Here is a 19,986-nt window from a genome sequence, read left to right as displayed (position 1 = left end):
TTGAGTCAAATTATTCTCTGTTCTAACAACTTTTAATAATTCGTATACCTAATATTTATTTTTAACATATTTAAAAAACTCCGAAATCACTTAATAAAGTGTAGAATTGAATTATTAAAAATACCAAATTTATTATCCCAAATATTAAATAGGCCTTTTTATCTGGCATTTTTGTATATTGATAAAATGAAGAAGCTGAAAGATGAGCCGCCAAAATTATAATAATATCTTCACTTGATTGCTGAAAATATGCTCTCAGTAAAAGAAGTACTACCATAACAATTGTTACTCCCAACCATCCGGCACGAAAGGATTTGGTGATGATTACATCTTCTCTTTCATCTTTTTGTTCTAGCTGAACCTTTTTTAAAATGTCCTCTTTTATCATAGTCTGCTCCTCCTTTAAATATTAACTAAATTATAACATTTGACAATCCGCATGTAAAGTTTTATTGTCATTATGTAAAGTTACATTGCTTTTATGTTCTAGATATACTGAATTTTATTTTTTAATATATTAAAATATTCTAATTTGCGCTCTTAAGACTTGCTATTGATGAATAATTGTTTGCTCATACTCTTTCATATAAGGGTATTCTCTTATAAATTTCATTTTTACAATTCCAACAAGATCGATCGGTCCAAGTTAATCTACTAATAGTTAGTTATTTTATTCTTCAGTTATTGTATCTATTTTAATTAATTCATTTATATTCTCTTTATAATTGCTTAATTTGAAGACAAATAAAAAGAACAGAGCTAAAACTAACTCTATTCTTCTACAACCAATTTATTAAGTTTGTTGAATCAGGATTTTCATTATTAACCCTGAGTCAATGTTCGATTATTCATTAGTTCTTCCTTTAAACAGATAGATTACTTTTAACCATTAGTTCATTGAACAATCTACTAGCTAGAATTCCGCCTAAATAAGCGAAAGCTGAAGACAAAGGCATTACTATAAGTAGAGCAATAAAAGGTAAAAGTAGTATGAAAAGGCTCATCATTTTTTCGGTTAATACAGGACTAGATAGTTCACCCATTCGCGGGGAATAGATAAGTCCTACTAAGGCAGGTAATAAAAGCTGTATCAATAAATCTTCTGGTAATTGTAGAAAGATTACGATAGCCATTATCGTCAAAAAGCTGATCACTAATAGTTTTCTTTTGTTTTATTCATAAGCTTCTCCTTGTTCATTTTTCTAACTCATAATTTTCTTATGAAAACTTAAGTTGACCAATTTTCCTTATTTTACCTAATTAAGTATATAAAGACAAACACTCCCTGAGTCTAAAAATTAGTATTAAGGAGTGTTTGTTTTTAAAAACTTAAAATTCATTGAATAATTTAAGATCAGCTAACCTATTATTTTGACTTTTTAAGATTATTCAGTAAGGGATAAAAATAATGGATACTTGGTTTACTTTTTAAAGTGACATTGATTGGTATATTATTTTGTTTTTCTATTCCTGAGAAAACTATTTCTTCTTTAGTTAGTTTTGATAGCTCAATAGAATTGTAATCTATTAAATAAAAATAAACTATTAAACCATTGTTATATTCTCCTACCCAGGAACCCAACAAATCCATTCCAAGTGATCCACTATTTATTATATCTAAAGTTAAATTAATCTTGTATGTTGATTTCGCCACTGTAGGAGTCGCTCCAAATAAAGAATAGACCACAGAAATGATAAAAGGCATTAAAAAGATTTTAGAATTTATGGTTTCATTTAGTACGAGTTCTTGAAAGATTCCAAATAAAATTATAATCAGCCATAAGCACAAAATAAAAGTACCGACTTTATATCTCGTTATTGGATATTCTTTTAATACCTCATCATTGATAAATGAAAACTTTTTAGTACGATATCTCAATAAAACAACGATTAAACCTATGCCTAGAAAATAAAATAGTGTTCTAAAGAACGTTTGCAAAACAAATACCTCCATATTTATTTTAAATTAACGATTGAATAGTTTTTAATCAATTTTTGTGACAAATTAAACTTCATTCTCACAAGTGATTTACTTAATGTAATAAGCCCACCCTTTACCAATGGCATAGCCAGTACAATAGACAAAAGCAACAATCAGTAACCCATAAACGATCATTTTTAAAATCGCTGTTGTTTTTTGATATTTTTCTAATTCATTTGTATTTTTTTTAATTTTATTCATTAAATTAACATCTCCTTTTAACATATAATCTAAAGATAATTGATAAAGATTACTAATTTTAATCAAGGTTGGAATATCAGAAAAGCTTTTTCCGACTTCCCAATTAGACAGCGTTTGCCGTGTGACATTCAACTGATCAGCAACTTGCTGCTGAGTAAGATTAAGTTCTTTTCTCTTTTCCTTTAAAATCTCATTTAGCATCGTCTTTACCTCCTAAATTTAGGATAATATATATTGAAGATGTCTCCTAGCAATTAGAAATTGCACTTGATTATATTTTGGCAAATCTTTTTTGCATGGCTAGTATTTCAAGAATTGCTATGAATTTATATCATTTAAATGAATTGCTAAGACTTTCAACTGTCCTATTGAATTATTGCAAATAAAATGAACTTTATATTTAAAAGAGACCCGAACGCGTCTCTTTTTTAGTTAACTATATTTTGTCAGGATGTTCTGCCTAAAAAAAGCAAATGATTATTTAAATTACAATCAATAGTTTTTTTATAATTTCAAACATTATCTTATTATAAATCTCTAATTTTCATTTTTTCAATTTGAGAAGAAATATTTCTTTTCTTTCTAATACTAAAATGTATAGCTAATAAAATAAAGGTAGGTATATTGTTTACTAAGAATGTAGATACAAAATCCATTAAACTTTTCATGTTATCTGATTGTTGGAGGGGGGTGATGTTCAAAACAAGTGATAAAGACGTAGAATAGACAAAACTAATAGAGGGTAGTATCAAGCCAAACCATTTGTTTTTCATTTTTGATAATAATATTTGTAAGATAATAATTAATGCCCCATATACAATAAACATAATCAAAACAGATCCCATATTATTCAACTCCTTTCATCTTTTTATACTCTGAAACCAAAATTTTAGCTGTTTCAAAATCAATCTTATCATTAACAGCCAATCGTTTAATTAAAGAGATATAAGGTTCATTTGCAATATCATCGCTCATTTTAATTTTTTGGATAAGCCTATCTAACCTTAATCTAACTGTCGGATAGGTAACCTCATATTGATTAGCGATTTCTTTTAAAGAGCCAGATGCTAATATAAATCTTTTGATAAAAGATAAATCTTCTTCTTCGAGATTTGCCATCCATTCAGGAATTATATTAATTTTCATTTCATCCTCCTTCTTTAACTAAATTAAAGATAACATTTAACATTATTAAAGTCAATCTACATTTTATACTTTCACATTATTTATAGTAGGTCATTTTTACCTGTTCTAAATGATAAAAGGACACTTAATTATCTATTCATTCTATTGAGAATGCTATTTGGGAATTAATTTTAAAAAAGCTTTTATTTTAGTAGAATGTTTAACTACTAGCTTGAAATAATTATTATATCAGTAACTTAAAAAAACAAATTCATTATTGCTAAAAAAAAAGTAAGTTATAACACTTCATAACTTACTCCTTTTTTATATTTGATTTAAGAAAGCTAGTCATACTAACTCATAACTCTTTGCTAATTGATTAGAGAAAATAAATTCTCAGCAAAATATTCTGCGATTGTTGTATCAAATAAAGTTATTAATAGACCATCAACCATCGCACTAAAAATATACAAAACAAAACCGAAAACGATTAATTTCATTACGACTTTTTTATTATTCTTTTTCATATTACTCCTTTCTTTTTTCTAACATTTTACAGCCTGAGTCGCTTGAACACTAACCATTCTTAAAAGGATAATCTTAATAGATTTTCCCTTGCAAGATAGGTAAAATTCCATATTAACAACTAACTATCTGAAATTTTTTAAACCCATTCAAAAAAATATAATTCTATTATATATTCTTTATTTACTTAAGACTGAATTTATCCTTAATTCTCTTGTTTCTTGAATAAAGCGTGTATTAGAGAGTTTAGGATTAAAAGAGTGTATCCTATCAATACAATAATATCAATTAAATTCTCTAAATTTAAATATTGAAACAAAAAATAAAGCAACAAAATTTGAATTAAAATGATAAAAAATTTATAGTTTTTCCAAAATGAAGTATCAAACTTTTTGTTTTTCATAAATACCCTCCTCTATGAATCCGTCCATTTAACCTTTAAAAGTAGAATTGAAATTATTTAAATTGACCTAAATTTTTTTATAAATATTTGTCTTATTTTAAACGGTTTCATTATCATTATAGCAGGGCTACTTCAAAAATTAAAGTTTCAAATAATTTAATTTATTTTAATTAAGGTGCCCACTGATATAAAAAGGTAATATCACTTTGTCGTATTCAATAATTGTTACTATTCGATTACCTGTTTATAATTTAATTACCAGGATCGTCTTCATTCTATCCTCCAACGTTTTATCATAAACAGGTCTACTTAAACCTATAATAAATGATAACTTTAAAATAAGAATTCCCCTCATCCAAATACGGGTGAAGGGATCCATCATTCTATATTCTTATTTTTAGTTAAAATTTATCATGGAGTTTAAGGATATCTAATAACATTTCATCTCTGTATTTTAATAAGGACTTCCGATCATTCCCAATTTCTTTTGGTCTGTTTTTTAGCGATTCTGCAACCATGTCAGGAATTTTTTCTTTCGCTTCTTCGGGGATTTCAGTCCAAGTAGCAAGGTCTTCTAACCAGCTTTCTAACGATGGACCGATATGTTTGAGGAGCGTTTCAATTCCGCCTTCTCCTCCGCCTAGTTCAAAGATGAGGCCAGGTCCCATGATGCCCCAGCGAATGCCTGGTCCAAAAGTAACCGCCTTATCGGCATCTTCCATCGATACTGCACCGTCTAATACCATAGAGATAACCTCTCTAAAAACAGCCGCTTGAATTCTATTCGAAACGAATCCTTTTAATTCTTTATTCAAAACAATCGGTTCTTTATTAGAAGCTTCAAAGATTTCTTTGGCTATTTTAATTGCTTCATCACTTGATTTTTCACCTTTAGCTAGTTCAATTAAAGGAATCAAATGAGGTGGATTATATGGGTGGGCACCAATGATTCGTTCGGGCTTTTCAGCATACTTCGCTATTTCACTAATCAATAAGCCTGAAGTTGAAGAACCCATTACCGCTTCGTCAGGTGCATATTTTTCAAACTCTTTAATAAATTCTTGTTTTATTTCATATTTTTCTGGTAAGCACTCTTGAACATAATAAACATCTTCTAAAGCTTCTTCAATATTTCCTGTGTATGAAATTCTACTTAAAATAGAATTTTTTTCTTCTGAGGTAAAAATTTTTTGATTAACGAGCGTATTTAAAGCATTGTCTATATATTCTTTGACTTTTTCTTCTTCTTCTTTCCATTTATTATAGGAAACAACATTATAGCCTCCTAAAGCAAAAACAATTGGAAATGAGCTACCTATCACGCCGCCAGCAATTACTGTAATTTTTTTATCCATAATAATCTCCTTTACATACCTAGAATCCACAGTTATAAGTTATTAAACAGACATAAATAAGAGTGTTTGGTATATTGTAGAGTAAACAAACAGATTGAATTCAATAGTCATACTTAATTTTTTCAGTACCCCCTTCCTAATCCAATCAAACATTCATCCTTTCATCAATACTCCTTCTATTTATAGTCTTTGTTTACTTTTTCATCATAGAATAAAAATAGAGCTTTTTCAAGAATTCCGAATTTCTTTCTTTCGTTTTTTATCTTAAAAAGAGAAGTTTACCACAAAGATAAAGTAGACTACTCCTGTCTTTGCGGTAATATTCGTTTTAAAACATTCAATTTTCGAATGAAGGAGATTATTTAATGTATTCGTCTTCGAACATCATCGATATTGTGAAGCCCAAAGATTCTTAAACATTCAAAATAAAATATTTTTACAATTAAAAAAAGTATGCTATTGATAGCAAAAAAAAAAATTAAAAAAAATTATACCATATCCTCTTTTTATTCTTATCTATTAACTAATATCCCACTTAAAAGGAACATCAACTTATTCATCCTTTTCGATTAGGAGATAGGTAGTAGAGTAATTTTTAATTATTATTTCCATCATCTATTCTTTGCAAAAACCTATTAATTTGTTTTTTAGCTGCGCACATTCTCGTAGTCAAGTTACCGAATGTATTTCATTAAAGTTCTAGTTTTTATCATGATATATTTTAAGTCTGTATAGAGTTTAGTGTATTCTAACTTCATTTAATTACCTAATTGTAGATTTGATGAGATTGTCTTCTATGTACATCATATCAACATCTTCAAATAAATGGTTTCTGGTCCATGGAATATGAATATCAGGAGCATAGCCCTCACCATAGGTAAAATATTCTTTATTCACACGAGAGATACCATACCAAAATGTATAGTCTTCATAATCTACTGAAACTACATTAAAGACATCAATAATACAACGTGTAGGTCGACCTATGATGGTGACTTTGTCTGATTTTCTTGCAATATTGACAAAGCTGTCACCAGCAGACCCACAATCATAGTCAGTAAGAATGTATATCTCTTGAGGTCCCTTCTTCACAGCAAGCCACTGGTCTGTCTCCACTCCTACAATTGTAGCTGAATGTTATTGTCGACATTAAATTCTTCAGTAATTGAAATAGCACTTTCATTCAATATTTCATCCATTAAATAACATTCTGCATCACTCATTAAATATAGTGCAAAGATCAATCTTTGTTTCATGCCTTTTGAATACTTTCGAATTGGAACATTTACAAAATTGTCTAGTCGACATGTTTTAATAATCTCTTCAATCTTCAATGAAGATTTCCACTTAAATTTAACTATTTTTAAATAGTCCATTCCAGTTAAATTTTGATCTAACCATTCAATATCTTCCAAATAAAAGAAATTTTTTCTCTGATTATTTACTGCTTGGTTATTAAAACTAATCTCACCCTTATCAACTATTTTTAAGCCTGAGATGCATCGAAATAAAGTTGTCTTACCTGCCCCATTCGGAGCAACTATGCCGTAGATAAACCCATTTAAGAAATTATATGATACGTTTTCTAATACTGAAATCCTCGTACTAATTGATACATTTTGTAATGAGAGCATGATTTCCTCCTATTAGTTATAAGGGCAGATAAAAATTATCTGCCCTTATAATAAAGCGCTATCATTTTTAATGATACACATAGGTGTGTTTTAAATCTAGTTAATCTTTAAATTAAACATTATTTTCTAAAAATGGTTTAACCAGATCCATCCACTCTAGAGGAAGATATGCCGATAGGTAGCCATGACTATAACCTTTGGCTTCATAGAGAGTACAATTAGGATGCATTTTTCGAAATAGCTTCGCTGATTCCTTGACACAGCGCATTTCTTTTTCACCATAAATATATAAAACCTGTGCTTTACTATCTATAATAGACCTTTTTAGCTTATATCCTCCCATATATGTTCGATACATTGTGATTAATGTTTTCATGGGAAGTCTTGGCATATCTACCATATAATAGTTTTCTAGTTCTGCTGGGTAAGCCATAATTGGATACATTTTTTTCATTAAACTAAGTTGAACTTTACTAGCTAATTTACTAAACATAAGTTTACCAAAAAGTTTTACAATTATCGTACTAACTCTTGCTAATTTTGCCTGAGGAATGCAAAGACTTCCATCTATGATTGCTTTCTGTGCTATTTCACTGTCTAATGATAATAACTCCATAACAATTTGCCCACCCAAAGAAACACCACCTACAGCATACAATTCTCCATCACAATTATTTTTTATATAATCCATAATTTGCTGTGCAGAATTTTCAGTCGAGATATAATCTTTCTGATATTCTTCTCCATGACCATCAAGGGTTGGTAAAATGACATGGTAGTTTTCGGATAACATACGCGCTTGGCGAAGATAATTCCACCAAGAATTACCTCCACCATGTACCAATAATATATGTGGACACTTTCGATCGCCAAATTCATGAAATTTCATATTTCAGTACCCTCTTTACTTCTATTTTGTAGGAAGTATATCATTTAGATTTTAAACTAAATCTTATTAAATTAGTAGAGACTTTCACCTTATTTTCTCCTTGTACCGTTTTAATTAATATAATTTTATAAGTGTGTCAGCCAATCGATAGAATATAAGATTCCCTCATGCATTAGCCAAGTAAACACAAAAGTAGAAACAGCTTTCGTTGGGATAAAAATTAAAATAAACTTTTTAAAAGACAAAGAAGTCAGCCCAGCAATCATACATAGAATATCATCAGGCGCGGCTGGTAAGAAGAATAATGTTCCTAATATCCAAGCAAAACGATTAACATTTGATGTCCAAGCCATATATCTCTTATAACACTTTTCCGAAATAAAGCAGAGTATAAAAAATTTGCCGTACTTACGTGCCAGAAAGAAAGCAATAATCGATCCAATGGTAATCCCTATATAATTATAAATAAAACCAATTAAAGTTCCAAAGACAAAATTTCCTGCTACTGAAGTCATCCCACCTGGTATGATTGGTATAACTACTTGAAAAATTTGGACTCCAATGAAGAAGAGCGGCCCCCAAAAACCTAATTGACGCAGGTGAACGGTAAACATTCCACCTTGATTTTCAGGCTTAAAATACGTGCCACAAAAAATAAAATAAATAATAATCATTGAAAGAATTAAACCGACAAGGGTAATTATCTGAACTATTTTCCGATACTTTTTTAATCGTGAGCGTAAATCTGACTCTAGCATAAATAATAAACCCTCCTTGCTTCTATATTTATTATATGATCCAACTGATTACTTAAAGCTAGTATAGAGTTCCAAAGTGATAAGAAAGTGACATTTTTGAGTGGGAATAATGTATTTAAGGAGATTTAAATTTATTTATTAGTCTTAAAATTCATTAAAATAGGCTAATTTCCTAACTTTTATAGATGAAGTTTTCAATCGTTTATTTTTTATTTGAGTATTTTTGCTATTTTTAGACACAACAAAAGATGTGCTAGAAAACCATGCGGATGTCTAGCACATCTATATAATGTTAAACTTAGATCGTTCTAATTAAATCAATAATGGGTCTATCTAAAATTCTTTTTAATGAGAGGTAATAGATCAGTAAATTAATTAGATATATAACCAAGGAAAATCCTAAAAATGGTAAATAGTAATAGTTTTTAATCAGAATCCCCAGACTTAGAGTGGAAGATAATAATGAAATACAAATCATAACGCTAAGCGTCACAAAAATTGAAAGCATAAACGATTTTATTTGTTCGAAGAAAAATTCCTTTAGATAGAGTTTTTTTAATTCTTTTGAATCCATTCCACAAGAATAAAGCATGCCAATTTCTTTTTTCCTATTCATTAAACTCATATTAATGGATGAATAGCCATTGGTTAAATTTAAGATAAATATAATCAAACCTATCGCCACAATAATTTTTATTAAGGAGTTTAGACTCTGAGCTCGATTTATTTTGACTTCTTCTCCTGAGATGATCTCGTATTGATCATCATAAGCTACCTGTTGATTAATCATCGCTTCAATATAATGCTTCACATCATTCACTTCTGCTTCAGCGACATTTATTTTTAATTTATAGGGATAGCGAGCGACTTCCGAATTAGCATCCTCCATCAAGCGATGATAATTAGCAAAATCAGTATAAAGCTTAACTTGAAAGGGCAGCGTCCGCGACTCATACATACCAGGATCATTAATGGTGGTAGCGATTTTAATTTTTGACCGATAGTTTTCACCAATGAATATATCCATTTTTTCAACATTTTTGAAATAAGGGATTTTTTTTGCCTTGGCAATTGGTGTTTGAGGATCCTCTTGAACCCGATTGTCTAAAATGAATTGCCCCTTCTCTCCTCCCATCTTTTTTAAATCTTTTTCTTCTAAAGCAATCAAGAAGCCTTCAAGATAATCTGAGTCCATTTTTTCTAGTTCTTGTTTTAGTTTTTTGCCTAAACCAACTTCCTCTGCCTGGTTGGATAAGGCTAAATTATTTTCAATAGATAAGTACTTCGCTTTCGAAATATACCCTTTATTATGCGGTATTTCTTTTAAGATATCTTTTAAGACTACAGGAATTTCATTATCTTTACTATAATAATCAACGATAATATTATACCCTTCATCAAAGTAGCCAAAATTAGTATAATAACGCGAAATTGACACAACCAAAATGAATAAAGAAATGATTATAATACCTATAGCTGAAATATATGTCTGCGATTTTATACTTGCTAGGTTATTCAATCTTAGCTCTTGCCAAAGATTATCAGCTTTTTTTTTACTTGTTTTACCCAAGCTAATATTACCCTTTATTCCGTCAATAATACTGATTTGAGTGATTTTTCTTGTTGGAGTTATGACTGCAAATAAGACCACTGAAAAAGTAATCAATAAGATGACCAGACTTAAAAGAGGATTAATTTGGATTAATTCTATTTTTGTCACTTCTTGTGCTTTTTGAATATTAATAAATAAATCAGATAAGATTGCAAATCCCAGGAAATGCCCAATTAAAATTGGGATGATAGATAGCCAAATAGCTTCCTTCACTAACAGCTTATATATTTGTAAATTGGTAGTTCCAATCGACTTATACACTGAAAGCTCTTTTATTTTTCTAAGTCCCCATACCCAGAATATATTTTTGATGAAAAAGATAAATAGAGCCAAACAGACAATTAAGGAAAAAATGATCATAGCTTTTGACATAAATTGTTGTATCGGATCATTTTCAACCCCGAAATATGCAATCAGTCTTTCATTAAACTCTAAATCTAGAGCGCGATCTAATGTTTGACTCATTTGTTCTTGTAGAGTCTCTCTATTTTTATAAGCCTCTTCAAAAGAATCAAATTTAATTGAAGCTTGCAGTGGTTGATCACTAATGGCATAGGTCAATGCATAGGTAATTTTACTATATTTATTATAGACATCTTCATAAACACCTACGATTTCATACTCTTTAGTATTTATTACATTAAATGTTTCTTCATTAGTTACCGTACTTAACGGACCTACTTCTTTTTGATTAACCACTCGACTACCCAGTTTAATTGATAGTCTATTCCCTAATTTAAGCTGATGCTTATCAATAAAGGATTTGGAAAGGACTATTTGTGAATCATTTTCAGGAAAGTGTCCTTCAATCATCTCTGAATAGCTTCGCATTTGATTGATTGATTCATCTTGATAATTGATAGCTAAAATATCCTTTTCATATAAGCCTGAATCTGGTTGAACTGATGTTCCACCAGCTAATTTTACTGTTTCTATCGATTGAAGTTGCTTAATTTCTTGACTGTTTAATTCTTGTTTAATCACAGCATCGGCGTAATTCTGAGCCATAGTAGACTTATAATGAATTAAGAGATTGTTGTAGCCATAATAGATGACCACCGAAAAAAATAGACTCACAATAAACAGCGAAATAAAAATAGGGAAATTTCTTTTATTCATTGCGCTCATCCCCCTCAATTTTACCATCGACAACTGTAATCACTCTATTGGTTTGAAGAGCGATTTCCTCATCATGGGTAATGACTATGATCGTTTGTTTTAAACTTTTGTTAAAGAATTTTAAAATATCGATAATCTCTTGCGAATTTTTACGGTCTAAATTACCTGTTGGTTCATCTGCAAGTATAATCGAAGGTTTATAAATTAAGCTTCTAGCAATAGCGACTCTTTGTTGCTGGCCACCTGAGAGCTCACTAGGGAAACTGTCTAACTTATTTTCAATTCCCAATTTTTGAACTATATCCTTAAAACCCCCCTTGTCAATTGCTTTTCCGTCTAATTTTAAGGGGAGTTCTATATTATGTCTGACTGAAATATTGGGTATGAGATTATAAAACTGATAGATTAAACCAACTTTTCTCCGTCTGAACAAGGCTAATTCTTTCGCGCTGTAATTAGCGATATCATTTCCCTCTATATAAACTTTGCCCTCACTTGGAAAATCGACGCCACCCACAATATGGAGTAAAGTAGACTTGCCTGAACCACTAGGACCAACTATCGCCACAAATTCTCCTTTGTCAATGGTTAGATTGACCCCTTTTAAAGCTTGAACAAGATTATCTCCATTTCCGTATTCTTTTTTCAAGTTTTCTACTTTTAAGATCTCCATAATAGCCTCCTATTAGTTAGTAAATTAATAATAGTCTGGCAATGTGATAATTAGGTGACATTATAGAATTTAATTTCAAATTTTGCCCCATTCTCAATATTTGAGACATTTATTTCTCCTTTATTCTTTTCAACGATACTCTTAGCCATGGCCAATCCAATTCCAAACCCATTGGAATCAGGGGTCTTATAAAATCTTCTAAAGATTTTTTTCAAGTTCTCTCTAGCTATCCCACCGCCATTATCTTGAATAGTAAGCGAGGTAAATAAAGGATTTCTCCTTGAATCAACCTTTATATGATTACATAGGGGACGATTATAGGCATTTTTCAAAATATTCGTCACGGCTTCAGCCAGCCAGTAAAAATCACCCTCTATAAAGAGAGTTTCGAGAGAATCACTCACTTCAAAATGAACATTCCTTCTAAAATCAACTGTTTCTGAAGCATATTCCACTAATTCTGCTAAATTTATCGTTTCTTTTTTCATGGGGTCTTCTTTTGCATCCAGACTCGAAAGCTTTAATAAAATATCTGAAAGTGTATTCAGTCTTAACAATTGTCTTTTTAAAATTAAAAGTTCCGACTTACTGGCTTCTTGGACTTCTATGGTTTCCAAAGAAAACTGCATACTTGTTATAGGTGTTTTAATTTGATGGGCAATATCTTCAAGGTATTCTATCTGCCTTTGAGCGTTATCGACAGTCTGTTCCCGAGCTTCCACCAAAGCAATAAATAATTTGTATAGAGCATCTTCTAACATCGAAAAATCATCTTGCTTCATAGGCATGGTATAATTTTTTTTGTTCATATTTTCGATTAATTGAAGCAATTCATTGATTCTTTGCTTCTTTCTATATTCAAGCCAAAAATATAGGCCTAGTAGACTGAAAATCCAAAGTATATATATCATTTAATCCATCCTATATCCTATGCCTCTAATTGTAGTAATTACATCCTTATCAAGCTTTTCTCTGATTCTCTTAATGGTCGATGTCAATGTATTGTCATTAACGTATTTATCCCTATCCTCCCAAAACATTTGCATCAGATGACTTCTTGTATAAACCCTGTGTGGATTTTTCAAAAACAATAGAAGAATCTCGTATTCAAGCGCTGTTAGATTAACGGACTGGTGATGATAATGAACTTGCGATCTTGTAAGGTCAATTTCAATGTCTTTGTATGCTAAAGTTTTACTTTCGGTCAAAGGAATCGTTCTTAAAACGGCATCCAGTCTTGCCCGAAGTATGGCCAAAGAAAAAGGCTTAATCAAGTAATCATCCCCCCCACTATCTAACAATCGTATAATAAAATCCTCATCATTCTTCACACTTGTAATAATGACACGAATATCTTTAACTTTTAACTGTTCAACTAAATGATGCCCCTCTTTGTCTGGTAAATTGATATCTAATAAAGCAACATCATAAGTAATATTTATTTTTTCCAAGGCTTCATAATAGGAATGAGCGATGTCTGCAAGATAGTCATGGCTCAGTAGATAATTTTGAATTTGATTTGCTATTTCTATATTGTCTTCAATAATCAAGACTTTATTCACTGCTAAATCCCCCCATCTTTTCATAAATAATTATACAAATTATAAATCATAAAGATACCCTATCTTTTTAGAATGAAATAACCCTCAAAAGTGTAAGTTAATAAACACACTTTTAGGGCTATTTGATATAGTTTTTCATATTTTTTTTAAAAATATCATAATATTACTACTATGATATTTTGTTTTAAGAGTCAATAATAAAATAGGTCGTTTTCGAATGAGTGCTCGATCAATAGATAATCTTTATTTTGACTAATTGATAGATTCTCACCATTTTCTCCGCAAAGTGTTTCTAATTATTGTTCGAGTTTAGGGGCCAGTATATTTCTATCGTCCTAAGTCCTAATTTTTCTTATATTCTCATTCGTATTTCTTTTTTAGCTTTTCGTGTAAATCCTTTAAATTACTATTTTTTCTAATTTGCTCAAATATTTCGTCATTAGAAAAAATATTAAGAACAGATTGTACAATCATTTTATCACTTCTATTAGCCTTCTTACCTACAATAATATTTTGATCCATCCAATCATCAACGAGATTAAAATAATCATCTCCCTTTAATACAAAGTCTTTCTCCTTCATTAAAATTAACTCATTTAAAACTCGCTCTGCATACTCCGAACCATTTTCAATATCATGATCTTCTAAATACCTTTTAGCAGCTGAGAGATAAAATGTAATTACAAGTCCTTTGTTTAATTCTTTAATATTAAATATATCTATTAAACTTTGTATTTTATTTGAAGTTTCCTTCCAACTAGTCAAGTCCAAAATCTTGTGTAAAATACTCTACAATATTTCTACGCTCACTTATTGATTAAATTTGATATACTTTCTTGAGGAACTGAGCCATTCGTCATACGTGTCCATCAGGACGGCACCAATTAATCGATTGGCTGACGCACGATTAGGGAAAATGCGAATAATCTTTTCTCTTCGGCGCACTTCTTGGTTCAATCGTTCCAAAAGTTTAGTTCTATTTAACGATTGTGACTTTTACCCACTACGGTGTATTGAAAAGCATCTTCGAAGCCATTATCCTGAATCTCGCAAGGCTTTTGAACATGGACCCAGACGCCGCAAAATCCTGGGCAAATCGGTTGAAGAACGCCCCCAGAAAGTGGAAGATCGTGAGGAATGGGGACACTGGGAAATCGATACTGTGGTAGGTCCGCATGGTGAAGAGGAACCTACCTTATTGACGTTAGTTGAGCGTCACTCACGGTTTGAGTGGCTTATTTTGATTAAGAATCAGACCAGTCAGGCCGTTCATCAAGCGATCACTCACCTCATGAACTCCCTAGGAGATAAAGCTGAGCGACTCTTTAAGACTCTCACAAGTGATAACGGTTCAGAGTTCAGTTCACTCACAAAAGCTGTCTCCTCTGTAGCTGAGGTCAACTTCGCTCACCCTTACTCATCTTGGGAGCGTGGCACCAGTGAAAATCAACACCGTCTCGTTCGACGTTATATACCGAAAGGGGAGTCTTTAGCTAGGTATACACAAGTAGATATTGATCGCATTCAACAATGGATGAATGATAGGCCACGGAAGCTATTAGGTTACGCCACGGCTCACGAAGTGTTTGTTAAGGCATGGAAGAATGAACAGAAAACAGCTTGACGTGAGGGCTTGACAAGGAGCCTCCTTCGCCATGGTTTCCTAGCGTAAACGCCAGATAAACCGCTCAGCCCATCAGGCTACCATGGCTCAGCTCCTTATAAAGCCCTCACAGAAAGATTAAACAGCTACATGGATCATTGAACTCACACTTCTCATGAGCGAGGCCTACTTTGTTCTAGGTGGCTAAGTTCTATTTGCAATTTATAAATTAATAATAACTTTGACTTTAATTACTTTGTGTAATTATAAAAAACTAAAACAAAATATTAAAAACTGATTTGTTAGCTTATTTTGAAGTCAATAGTGCGTATTATATTTTCGTGTTAATTATCCTTAATAAAGTTTTTATTCACAATATATGACATCACAAAAATACTAAAAGAGCAAAAAATAAAAATATTCCAACTTAAAACTGGGACTAATTTACCAAAAATAATATTAGAAGGAGATACTAATAAAGAACTGAAAATAAATAGAATTGAAAAAACACGGCCTAAATATTCCTGACTCGTCTCCTTTTGAATTATCGTAAATACTTTAGCATTTATTTGAACTAAAAAATAACCATTTATAAGAGCACATCCAAAAATAAAATAGATGTTTTTAAAAATACCAGCTATTAACAATATCATACATAGATACTTAATATCTGAAACAAAATTACTGTCTTTCCTTCTTTTACTCACATAAGTTAAAACAATTCCACCAATAATCCCGCCAATCGCTTCCAAACTTATTGTAAGACTATAAAAATCTTCAGATTTATTTAAAATTACATTTATTATATATGGTAAAGCTAGATCATATGAGATCATAATAAAATTTAAAAAAGAAATAAATATTAGGATTCCTAATATCTTTCTTTTATTTATTACATATTTTAACCCTGAAACCAATCTTTTCACAAAATTCTGTTTATTAGAGTCTTGTTTGATATTATTGTAAGGAACTGTTGATATGAGAATCGCTGAAATTAAAAAAGAAAGAGAATTAATAAGAATAAAAACATTAAAGTTGTTAAATACAGATAATAATAATGCTCCAACTAATGGCGAAACAACTTTAATAGCACTTGATAACGTGTTTTGCAAAGAATTGAAAGACTCAATATTTTCAGAAGAGATAACATTAGGTACAACAGCTTTAGCTGAAGGTGAATTTATTGCCATAGACAAACTCAAGACTGAACTTGTAGTGATTAAAATTAACTTGTCTTCGACATAGTCATTAAGTAAAAAAGCACAGACAAGACACGATATAAAACTAATTAAGTCAGAGAAAATAAGTAAATGTTTTCTATTAAATATGTTTCATTATTAGCACCTGCTACTGCTGGCAATCAAGACCAAGTATTACCAATGCTGGTTGTCAAATATGAATTCGAAAATACTTCTGATCAAAAAGTAATGGATTATGCTCACGCTTGGGATCAACAAGTCTTCTTCTCTCAATTTAAAGAAGATTCAATGAATAAACTAGAACCAGCCAACTACCAATTAGATCCTGATCAAGAAGTTTTTCCTAAGTATGAAGAAGTAGATTCTGGCGAACAAACAACAGTCACAGCTTACTATCAATTGATGGACACCGAATCGCCTTTGACCCTATCAATTGCAGAAAATGAAACGATTTCTGATTTCGATCTCAAAATCGAAGATTTACTGAAGTTACCTAACCCAAGCGCTCTTTATTTAAATGATAGTAACCAAGGATACCTTTTTGACTTTAATACCCTTTATGTATTAAACCCAAGCCAAGATTTAGTGAATCAATTAGACCTTGAAATTCAAAATCCATCTGATTTTGAATTATCTAAAGAAGCAAATGTTCAATTAGAAAAGCTCAATGAAAATGATGTTGAAGCAATTAAATTAGAAAACATCAATTACCAAGTAACTGAAGAAGAACAAATTGAAGTCATCAATGAATACGAAGAAGTCATACTGACACTGGAATCTCAATCGAATTGGAATGATTTTGAAGACCTTAACGGTCAAATGTATCAAATTGTTGAATAATTTATCATTTAAATAATATAACTAAGGCACCATAAGGTTCACTATCTAACCTCATGGTGCCTTAGTTGAATGGATTAACTCCGCATCCCCTGATAGTCGCCTCTTCTTCTAACTTCTGATAAATAGCGTTTAAGACCTCTCACTTTTTCAATGACCATTGAAGTCCGAATACTTGTTCACGTGGTGCATAAATTTTTTTCTAATGATAAACCGATACTGTCACCGCTCTTTTCTTTTTTGAGTATTTTCCAATCGTTCTAAATTTAATTTTAAACTTTTTATTCAAAGATATAAGATTTTTGAAAACGTTTTTATACTGTGTTAAAATATAAATAATTAAGTTGATGGAGGGGAAAATGTTTATGAATAAATATGATTTTAAACCTCATTTAAAATCTTTTTTAGGGGCGACTTTAGGTTATCTCTTAGGTAAATGTGTATTTTATTTTTTTAAAGGTGAAATAGGAGGTGCGATACCTGTTTATATAGGTGCTATTTTAGGCACTCAATATGCTGTATGGCGTCAGGAGAAAAAGAAATATGAAAAAAAAGATGAGAAATGATGTTAGTTTTAATTCTTTTTAAAGTCGTTGTTAAAAATAGCTATCATCTCTTATATTTTAAACTTCGAAAAGATTATTTTAAATTAAATCTATCTTTTGCCACTACCATAGGAGGCTGCTGCGACTATACTATTCAATAAATTGCTTACCAAAAAGCACCTATCTTTTTGATAAGTGCTCAAAATTTTGTTTGATAGTTTTTTTATTAAATTAGAAACATTATCTTCTATACTTCTTTTGTAATTTCTCAATATCCTTCGTATCAATCCACTCTTCTGTAAAACCACAATTACCGCATACGTATCTGTCTACTAAAACAGCCGAGAAGACAGTAGATCCAATAGGAATATTGTTGCCTCTACCATACGCTCCAGAAGCTCCAGGGACCATAAAAATATCTTCACTACCGCACTTTGGACATTTACCTGTGTTTTTCATATATATATTATCTCCTTTAATTAAATACGCAACAAACTGGAATTTAACGTTTATAGTAAGCTGTTTTTAAAAACCTGAAAATATATCATGATTTTCTTCTATCCTCTTATTAATGATTCATAAAATTAGCTTTTAAAAAATTAGATTCGTTTTACATTTTTGAGTAATTCAACTACTTTATTTTTATCTCTGTTTTTATAAAATTGATGATATTCATTTCCAAAAACATTGATTATTACTTTAAAATCCTCATTATCAGTTTCCTTATATTTTATATTCTTAATATCATTAAACTTAGCATTTTTTATTAATGTTGTAGATCCCATCATGATAGTCACCCCATCTTTCCCTATTCCTGGAGTAAAAGTAAAAGAAATTAAGTAAGTTATTGCTGATGCTACAGTGATATAGCCTAGAATTGTATTGTCTAATGTATAACAAAGATAGAAAGATACAAGTCCAAAGATAATTAATAGCGTTGTCAAAATCTTTTTCCTCGAAATATAGACATCATTCTCCTTAGCAATATAAAAATTATGAATACTACCTATTATGAATATAATTATCAACAGTATTTTTAACAAAAAATTCACCTTCTAAAATTTATATTATATTAATCTTATCATTTAAACGGGTATTTTTCAATTAAATGCATACAAGACACGTATTAGTTATAAACACGGCTTATCCGTTTAGTTTTATCTAGTAAAACTTTTTATCCTATTAATTTTTACCTCTTTATTTAGATACAAAAAAACGATAGATTTTATTTCTATCGTCCTTTCACGGAAATATCCCACTTGAGTTTATATGTTTTTATCTATAAACTTTTGATTTGATACTAATAAGTGTTTGTAATATTCAATATATTTTGGACAAAACTTTCTCATTAAATTCCATCTCATCCATTTTACTCCTCTTCTTATATTAGGTTTAATTTTATTAAATTAGTTATTGGATCTATATATATTAATGTTACATCCACTTTATCAGATGTATTATCTTTAAATACCCATTTCTTTGATTCCTACTACCAATATATGTATCAAATACTCTGAAATTTTACTTTAAATTTGGTATACTATACTTATAGTAATATTGAAAAGTAAAGAAAGGTGTTTTATAAAAAAATATAAAGGTGAGATAATAACAAAAGATACCTATAAAACTGCTATTTTATGTTTAGGTATAGGTTTTATCATTACACTATTTTCAGATGATTTTGTCATAGGTTTAGTGATTATTTTAGCAACAGTAGGTATATCAGTTTATATGAGTATAGTAAGAATGGTAAATAGGATTTGCCAAACATAAATGGTGTATACTGTACCCTTAAATATAATCTTCAAACCTTTAATAATTAAAGCACCATAAGGTTTACTATCTAACCTCATGCTGCCTTAATTTAATGGATTAACTCCGCATCCCCTGATAAGATCCCCTTCTCTCCAGCTCTTGATCAATAGCGTTTAAGACCTCCCACTTCTTCAGTGACCATTGAGGCCC

Annotated in this window: 24 protein-coding genes and 1 pseudogene; 3 read left to right on the top strand and 22 right to left on the bottom strand. The window is 30.4% G+C overall.

The genetic code is table 11. From position 1 onward, the window contains the following. Positions 1 to 70 precede the first annotated feature (70 nt). The 19 genes and pseudogenes from HF969_RS00125 to HF969_RS09715 all read right to left on the bottom strand — a co-directional run. Positions 71 to 388, bottom strand: coding sequence for a DUF6442 family protein (locus tag HF969_RS00125; RefSeq protein WP_090288737.1), 318 nt, complete (start codon positions 386 to 388; stop codon positions 71 to 73). Positions 389 to 863: 475 nt separating this feature from the next. Beyond that, positions 864 to 1,154, bottom strand: coding sequence for a hypothetical protein (locus tag HF969_RS00120; protein ID WP_090288736.1), 291 nt, complete (start codon positions 1,152 to 1,154; stop codon positions 864 to 866). A 212-nt stretch (positions 1,155 to 1,366) separates the two neighbouring features. Further along, positions 1,367 to 1,939, bottom strand: coding sequence for a hypothetical protein (locus HF969_RS00115; protein ID WP_090288735.1), 573 nt, complete (start codon positions 1,937 to 1,939; stop codon positions 1,367 to 1,369). A gap of 90 nt (positions 1,940 to 2,029) precedes the next feature. After that, the gene (locus HF969_RS00110) at positions 2,030 to 2,383 is read right to left on the bottom strand and encodes a helix-turn-helix transcriptional regulator (RefSeq protein ID WP_090288734.1); all 354 of its coding nucleotides are present in this window, start codon (positions 2,381 to 2,383) and stop codon (positions 2,030 to 2,032) included. A gap of 326 nt (positions 2,384 to 2,709) precedes the next feature. Further along, the gene (locus HF969_RS00105; RefSeq protein ID WP_090288733.1) at positions 2,710 to 3,027 is read right to left on the bottom strand and encodes a hypothetical protein; all 318 of its coding nucleotides are present in this window, start codon (positions 3,025 to 3,027) and stop codon (positions 2,710 to 2,712) included. A gap of 1 nt (position 3,028) precedes the next feature. Continuing rightward, entirely contained in the window at positions 3,029 to 3,328 is a 300-nt protein-coding gene (locus HF969_RS00100; protein ID WP_090288732.1) for a DUF2089 family protein, read from the bottom strand. 350 nt (positions 3,329 to 3,678) lie between these two features. Then, positions 3,679 to 3,834: a hypothetical protein gene (locus HF969_RS00095; protein WP_168427116.1), complete on the bottom strand. Its 156-nt coding sequence runs from the start codon at positions 3,832 to 3,834 to the stop codon at positions 3,679 to 3,681. Positions 3,835 to 4,037: 203 nt separating this feature from the next. Further along, entirely contained in the window at positions 4,038 to 4,235 is a 198-nt protein-coding gene (locus HF969_RS00090; protein ID WP_090288731.1) for a hypothetical protein, read from the bottom strand. A gap of 401 nt (positions 4,236 to 4,636) precedes the next feature. Beyond that, positions 4,637 to 5,590, bottom strand: a complete 954-nt coding sequence (locus tag HF969_RS00085; protein WP_090288730.1) for a 3-hydroxyacyl-CoA dehydrogenase family protein — start codon at positions 5,588 to 5,590, stop codon at positions 4,637 to 4,639. A gap of 762 nt (positions 5,591 to 6,352) precedes the next feature. Further along, on the bottom strand, positions 6,353 to 6,682 hold the full coding sequence (locus HF969_RS00080; protein WP_090288729.1) for a S41 family peptidase: 330 nt from the start codon (positions 6,680 to 6,682) through the stop codon (positions 6,353 to 6,355). Positions 6,683 to 6,708: 26 nt separating this feature from the next. After that, positions 6,709 to 7,224 carry an ATP-binding cassette domain-containing protein gene (locus HF969_RS00075; protein ID WP_090288728.1) on the bottom strand — a complete coding sequence of 172 codons (516 nt, stop codon included), beginning with the start codon at positions 7,222 to 7,224 and terminating at the stop codon, positions 6,709 to 6,711. A gap of 112 nt (positions 7,225 to 7,336) precedes the next feature. Then, positions 7,337 to 8,113: an alpha/beta fold hydrolase gene (locus tag HF969_RS00070; RefSeq protein WP_090288727.1), complete on the bottom strand. Its 777-nt coding sequence runs from the start codon at positions 8,111 to 8,113 to the stop codon at positions 7,337 to 7,339. A 125-nt stretch (positions 8,114 to 8,238) separates the two neighbouring features. Then, positions 8,239 to 8,871 (bottom strand): TVP38/TMEM64 family protein, encoded by a 633-nt coding sequence (locus tag HF969_RS00065; protein ID WP_168427115.1) that lies wholly within the window; start codon positions 8,869 to 8,871, stop codon positions 8,239 to 8,241. Positions 8,872 to 9,169: 298 nt separating this feature from the next. Further along, the gene (locus HF969_RS00060; protein WP_090288725.1) at positions 9,170 to 11,602 is read right to left on the bottom strand and encodes an ABC transporter permease; all 2,433 of its coding nucleotides are present in this window, start codon (positions 11,600 to 11,602) and stop codon (positions 9,170 to 9,172) included. Further along, positions 11,595 to 12,275 (bottom strand): ABC transporter ATP-binding protein, encoded by a 681-nt coding sequence (locus HF969_RS00055; RefSeq protein ID WP_090288724.1) that lies wholly within the window; start codon positions 12,273 to 12,275, stop codon positions 11,595 to 11,597. Before HF969_RS00055 ends, HF969_RS00060 begins: the two co-directional genes overlap by 8 nt. 50 nt (positions 12,276 to 12,325) lie before the next feature. Next, complete coding sequence (locus HF969_RS00050; RefSeq protein ID WP_090288723.1) at positions 12,326 to 13,186, bottom strand: sensor histidine kinase; 861 nt, start codon at positions 13,184 to 13,186, stop codon at positions 12,326 to 12,328. Beyond that, positions 13,187 to 13,837: a response regulator transcription factor gene (locus HF969_RS00045; RefSeq protein ID WP_090288722.1), complete on the bottom strand. Its 651-nt coding sequence runs from the start codon at positions 13,835 to 13,837 to the stop codon at positions 13,187 to 13,189. 360 nt (positions 13,838 to 14,197) lie between these two features. After that, positions 14,198 to 14,602: a hypothetical protein gene (locus tag HF969_RS00040; RefSeq protein WP_090288721.1), complete on the bottom strand. Its 405-nt coding sequence runs from the start codon at positions 14,600 to 14,602 to the stop codon at positions 14,198 to 14,200. 45 nt (positions 14,603 to 14,647) lie between these two features. Beyond that, positions 14,648 to 14,895, bottom strand: a pseudogene (locus tag HF969_RS09715) (transposase); the annotation flags it as partial. Between HF969_RS09715 and HF969_RS00030 the strand changes: the two are divergent. Then, positions 14,850 to 15,461, top strand: a complete 612-nt coding sequence (locus HF969_RS00030) for an IS30 family transposase (protein ID WP_090288720.1) — start codon at positions 14,850 to 14,852, stop codon at positions 15,459 to 15,461. The pseudogene HF969_RS09715 and the gene HF969_RS00030 overlap by 46 nt on opposite strands. 323 nt (positions 15,462 to 15,784) lie before the next feature. On the opposite strand, the gene HF969_RS00025 is transcribed toward HF969_RS00030, so the two are convergent. Next, positions 15,785 to 16,720: an MFS transporter gene (locus HF969_RS00025; protein ID WP_245694789.1), complete on the bottom strand. Its 936-nt coding sequence runs from the start codon at positions 16,718 to 16,720 to the stop codon at positions 15,785 to 15,787. Between the two features lie 30 nt (positions 16,721 to 16,750). On the opposite strand from HF969_RS00025, the gene HF969_RS00020 reads away from it, so the two are divergent. Continuing rightward, positions 16,751 to 17,479, top strand: a complete 729-nt coding sequence (locus HF969_RS00020) for a DUF5067 domain-containing protein (protein ID WP_090288718.1) — start codon at positions 16,751 to 16,753, stop codon at positions 17,477 to 17,479. Between the two features lie 362 nt (positions 17,480 to 17,841). Continuing rightward, complete coding sequence (locus HF969_RS00015; RefSeq protein ID WP_143406534.1) at positions 17,842 to 18,042, top strand: hypothetical protein; 201 nt, start codon at positions 17,842 to 17,844, stop codon at positions 18,040 to 18,042. Between the two features lie 219 nt (positions 18,043 to 18,261). Here HF969_RS00015 and HF969_RS00010 read toward each other — a convergent pair whose 3' ends face one another. Next, on the bottom strand, positions 18,262 to 18,480 hold the full coding sequence (locus tag HF969_RS00010) for a hypothetical protein (protein WP_090288716.1): 219 nt from the start codon (positions 18,478 to 18,480) through the stop codon (positions 18,262 to 18,264). 140 nt (positions 18,481 to 18,620) lie between these two features. Next, positions 18,621 to 18,965, bottom strand: coding sequence for a hypothetical protein (locus HF969_RS00005; protein WP_143406533.1), 345 nt, complete (start codon positions 18,963 to 18,965; stop codon positions 18,621 to 18,623). Between the last annotated feature and the right edge of the window lie 1,021 nt (positions 18,966 to 19,986).

Origin of the sequence: Facklamia miroungae, from assembly GCF_012396555.1 — a bacterium.
GTDB lineage: Bacteria > Bacillota > Bacilli > Lactobacillales > Aerococcaceae > Facklamia > Facklamia miroungae.
The sequence above is the reverse complement of the archived record's forward strand: the minus strand, read 5'-3'. Positions and strand labels throughout refer to the sequence as shown.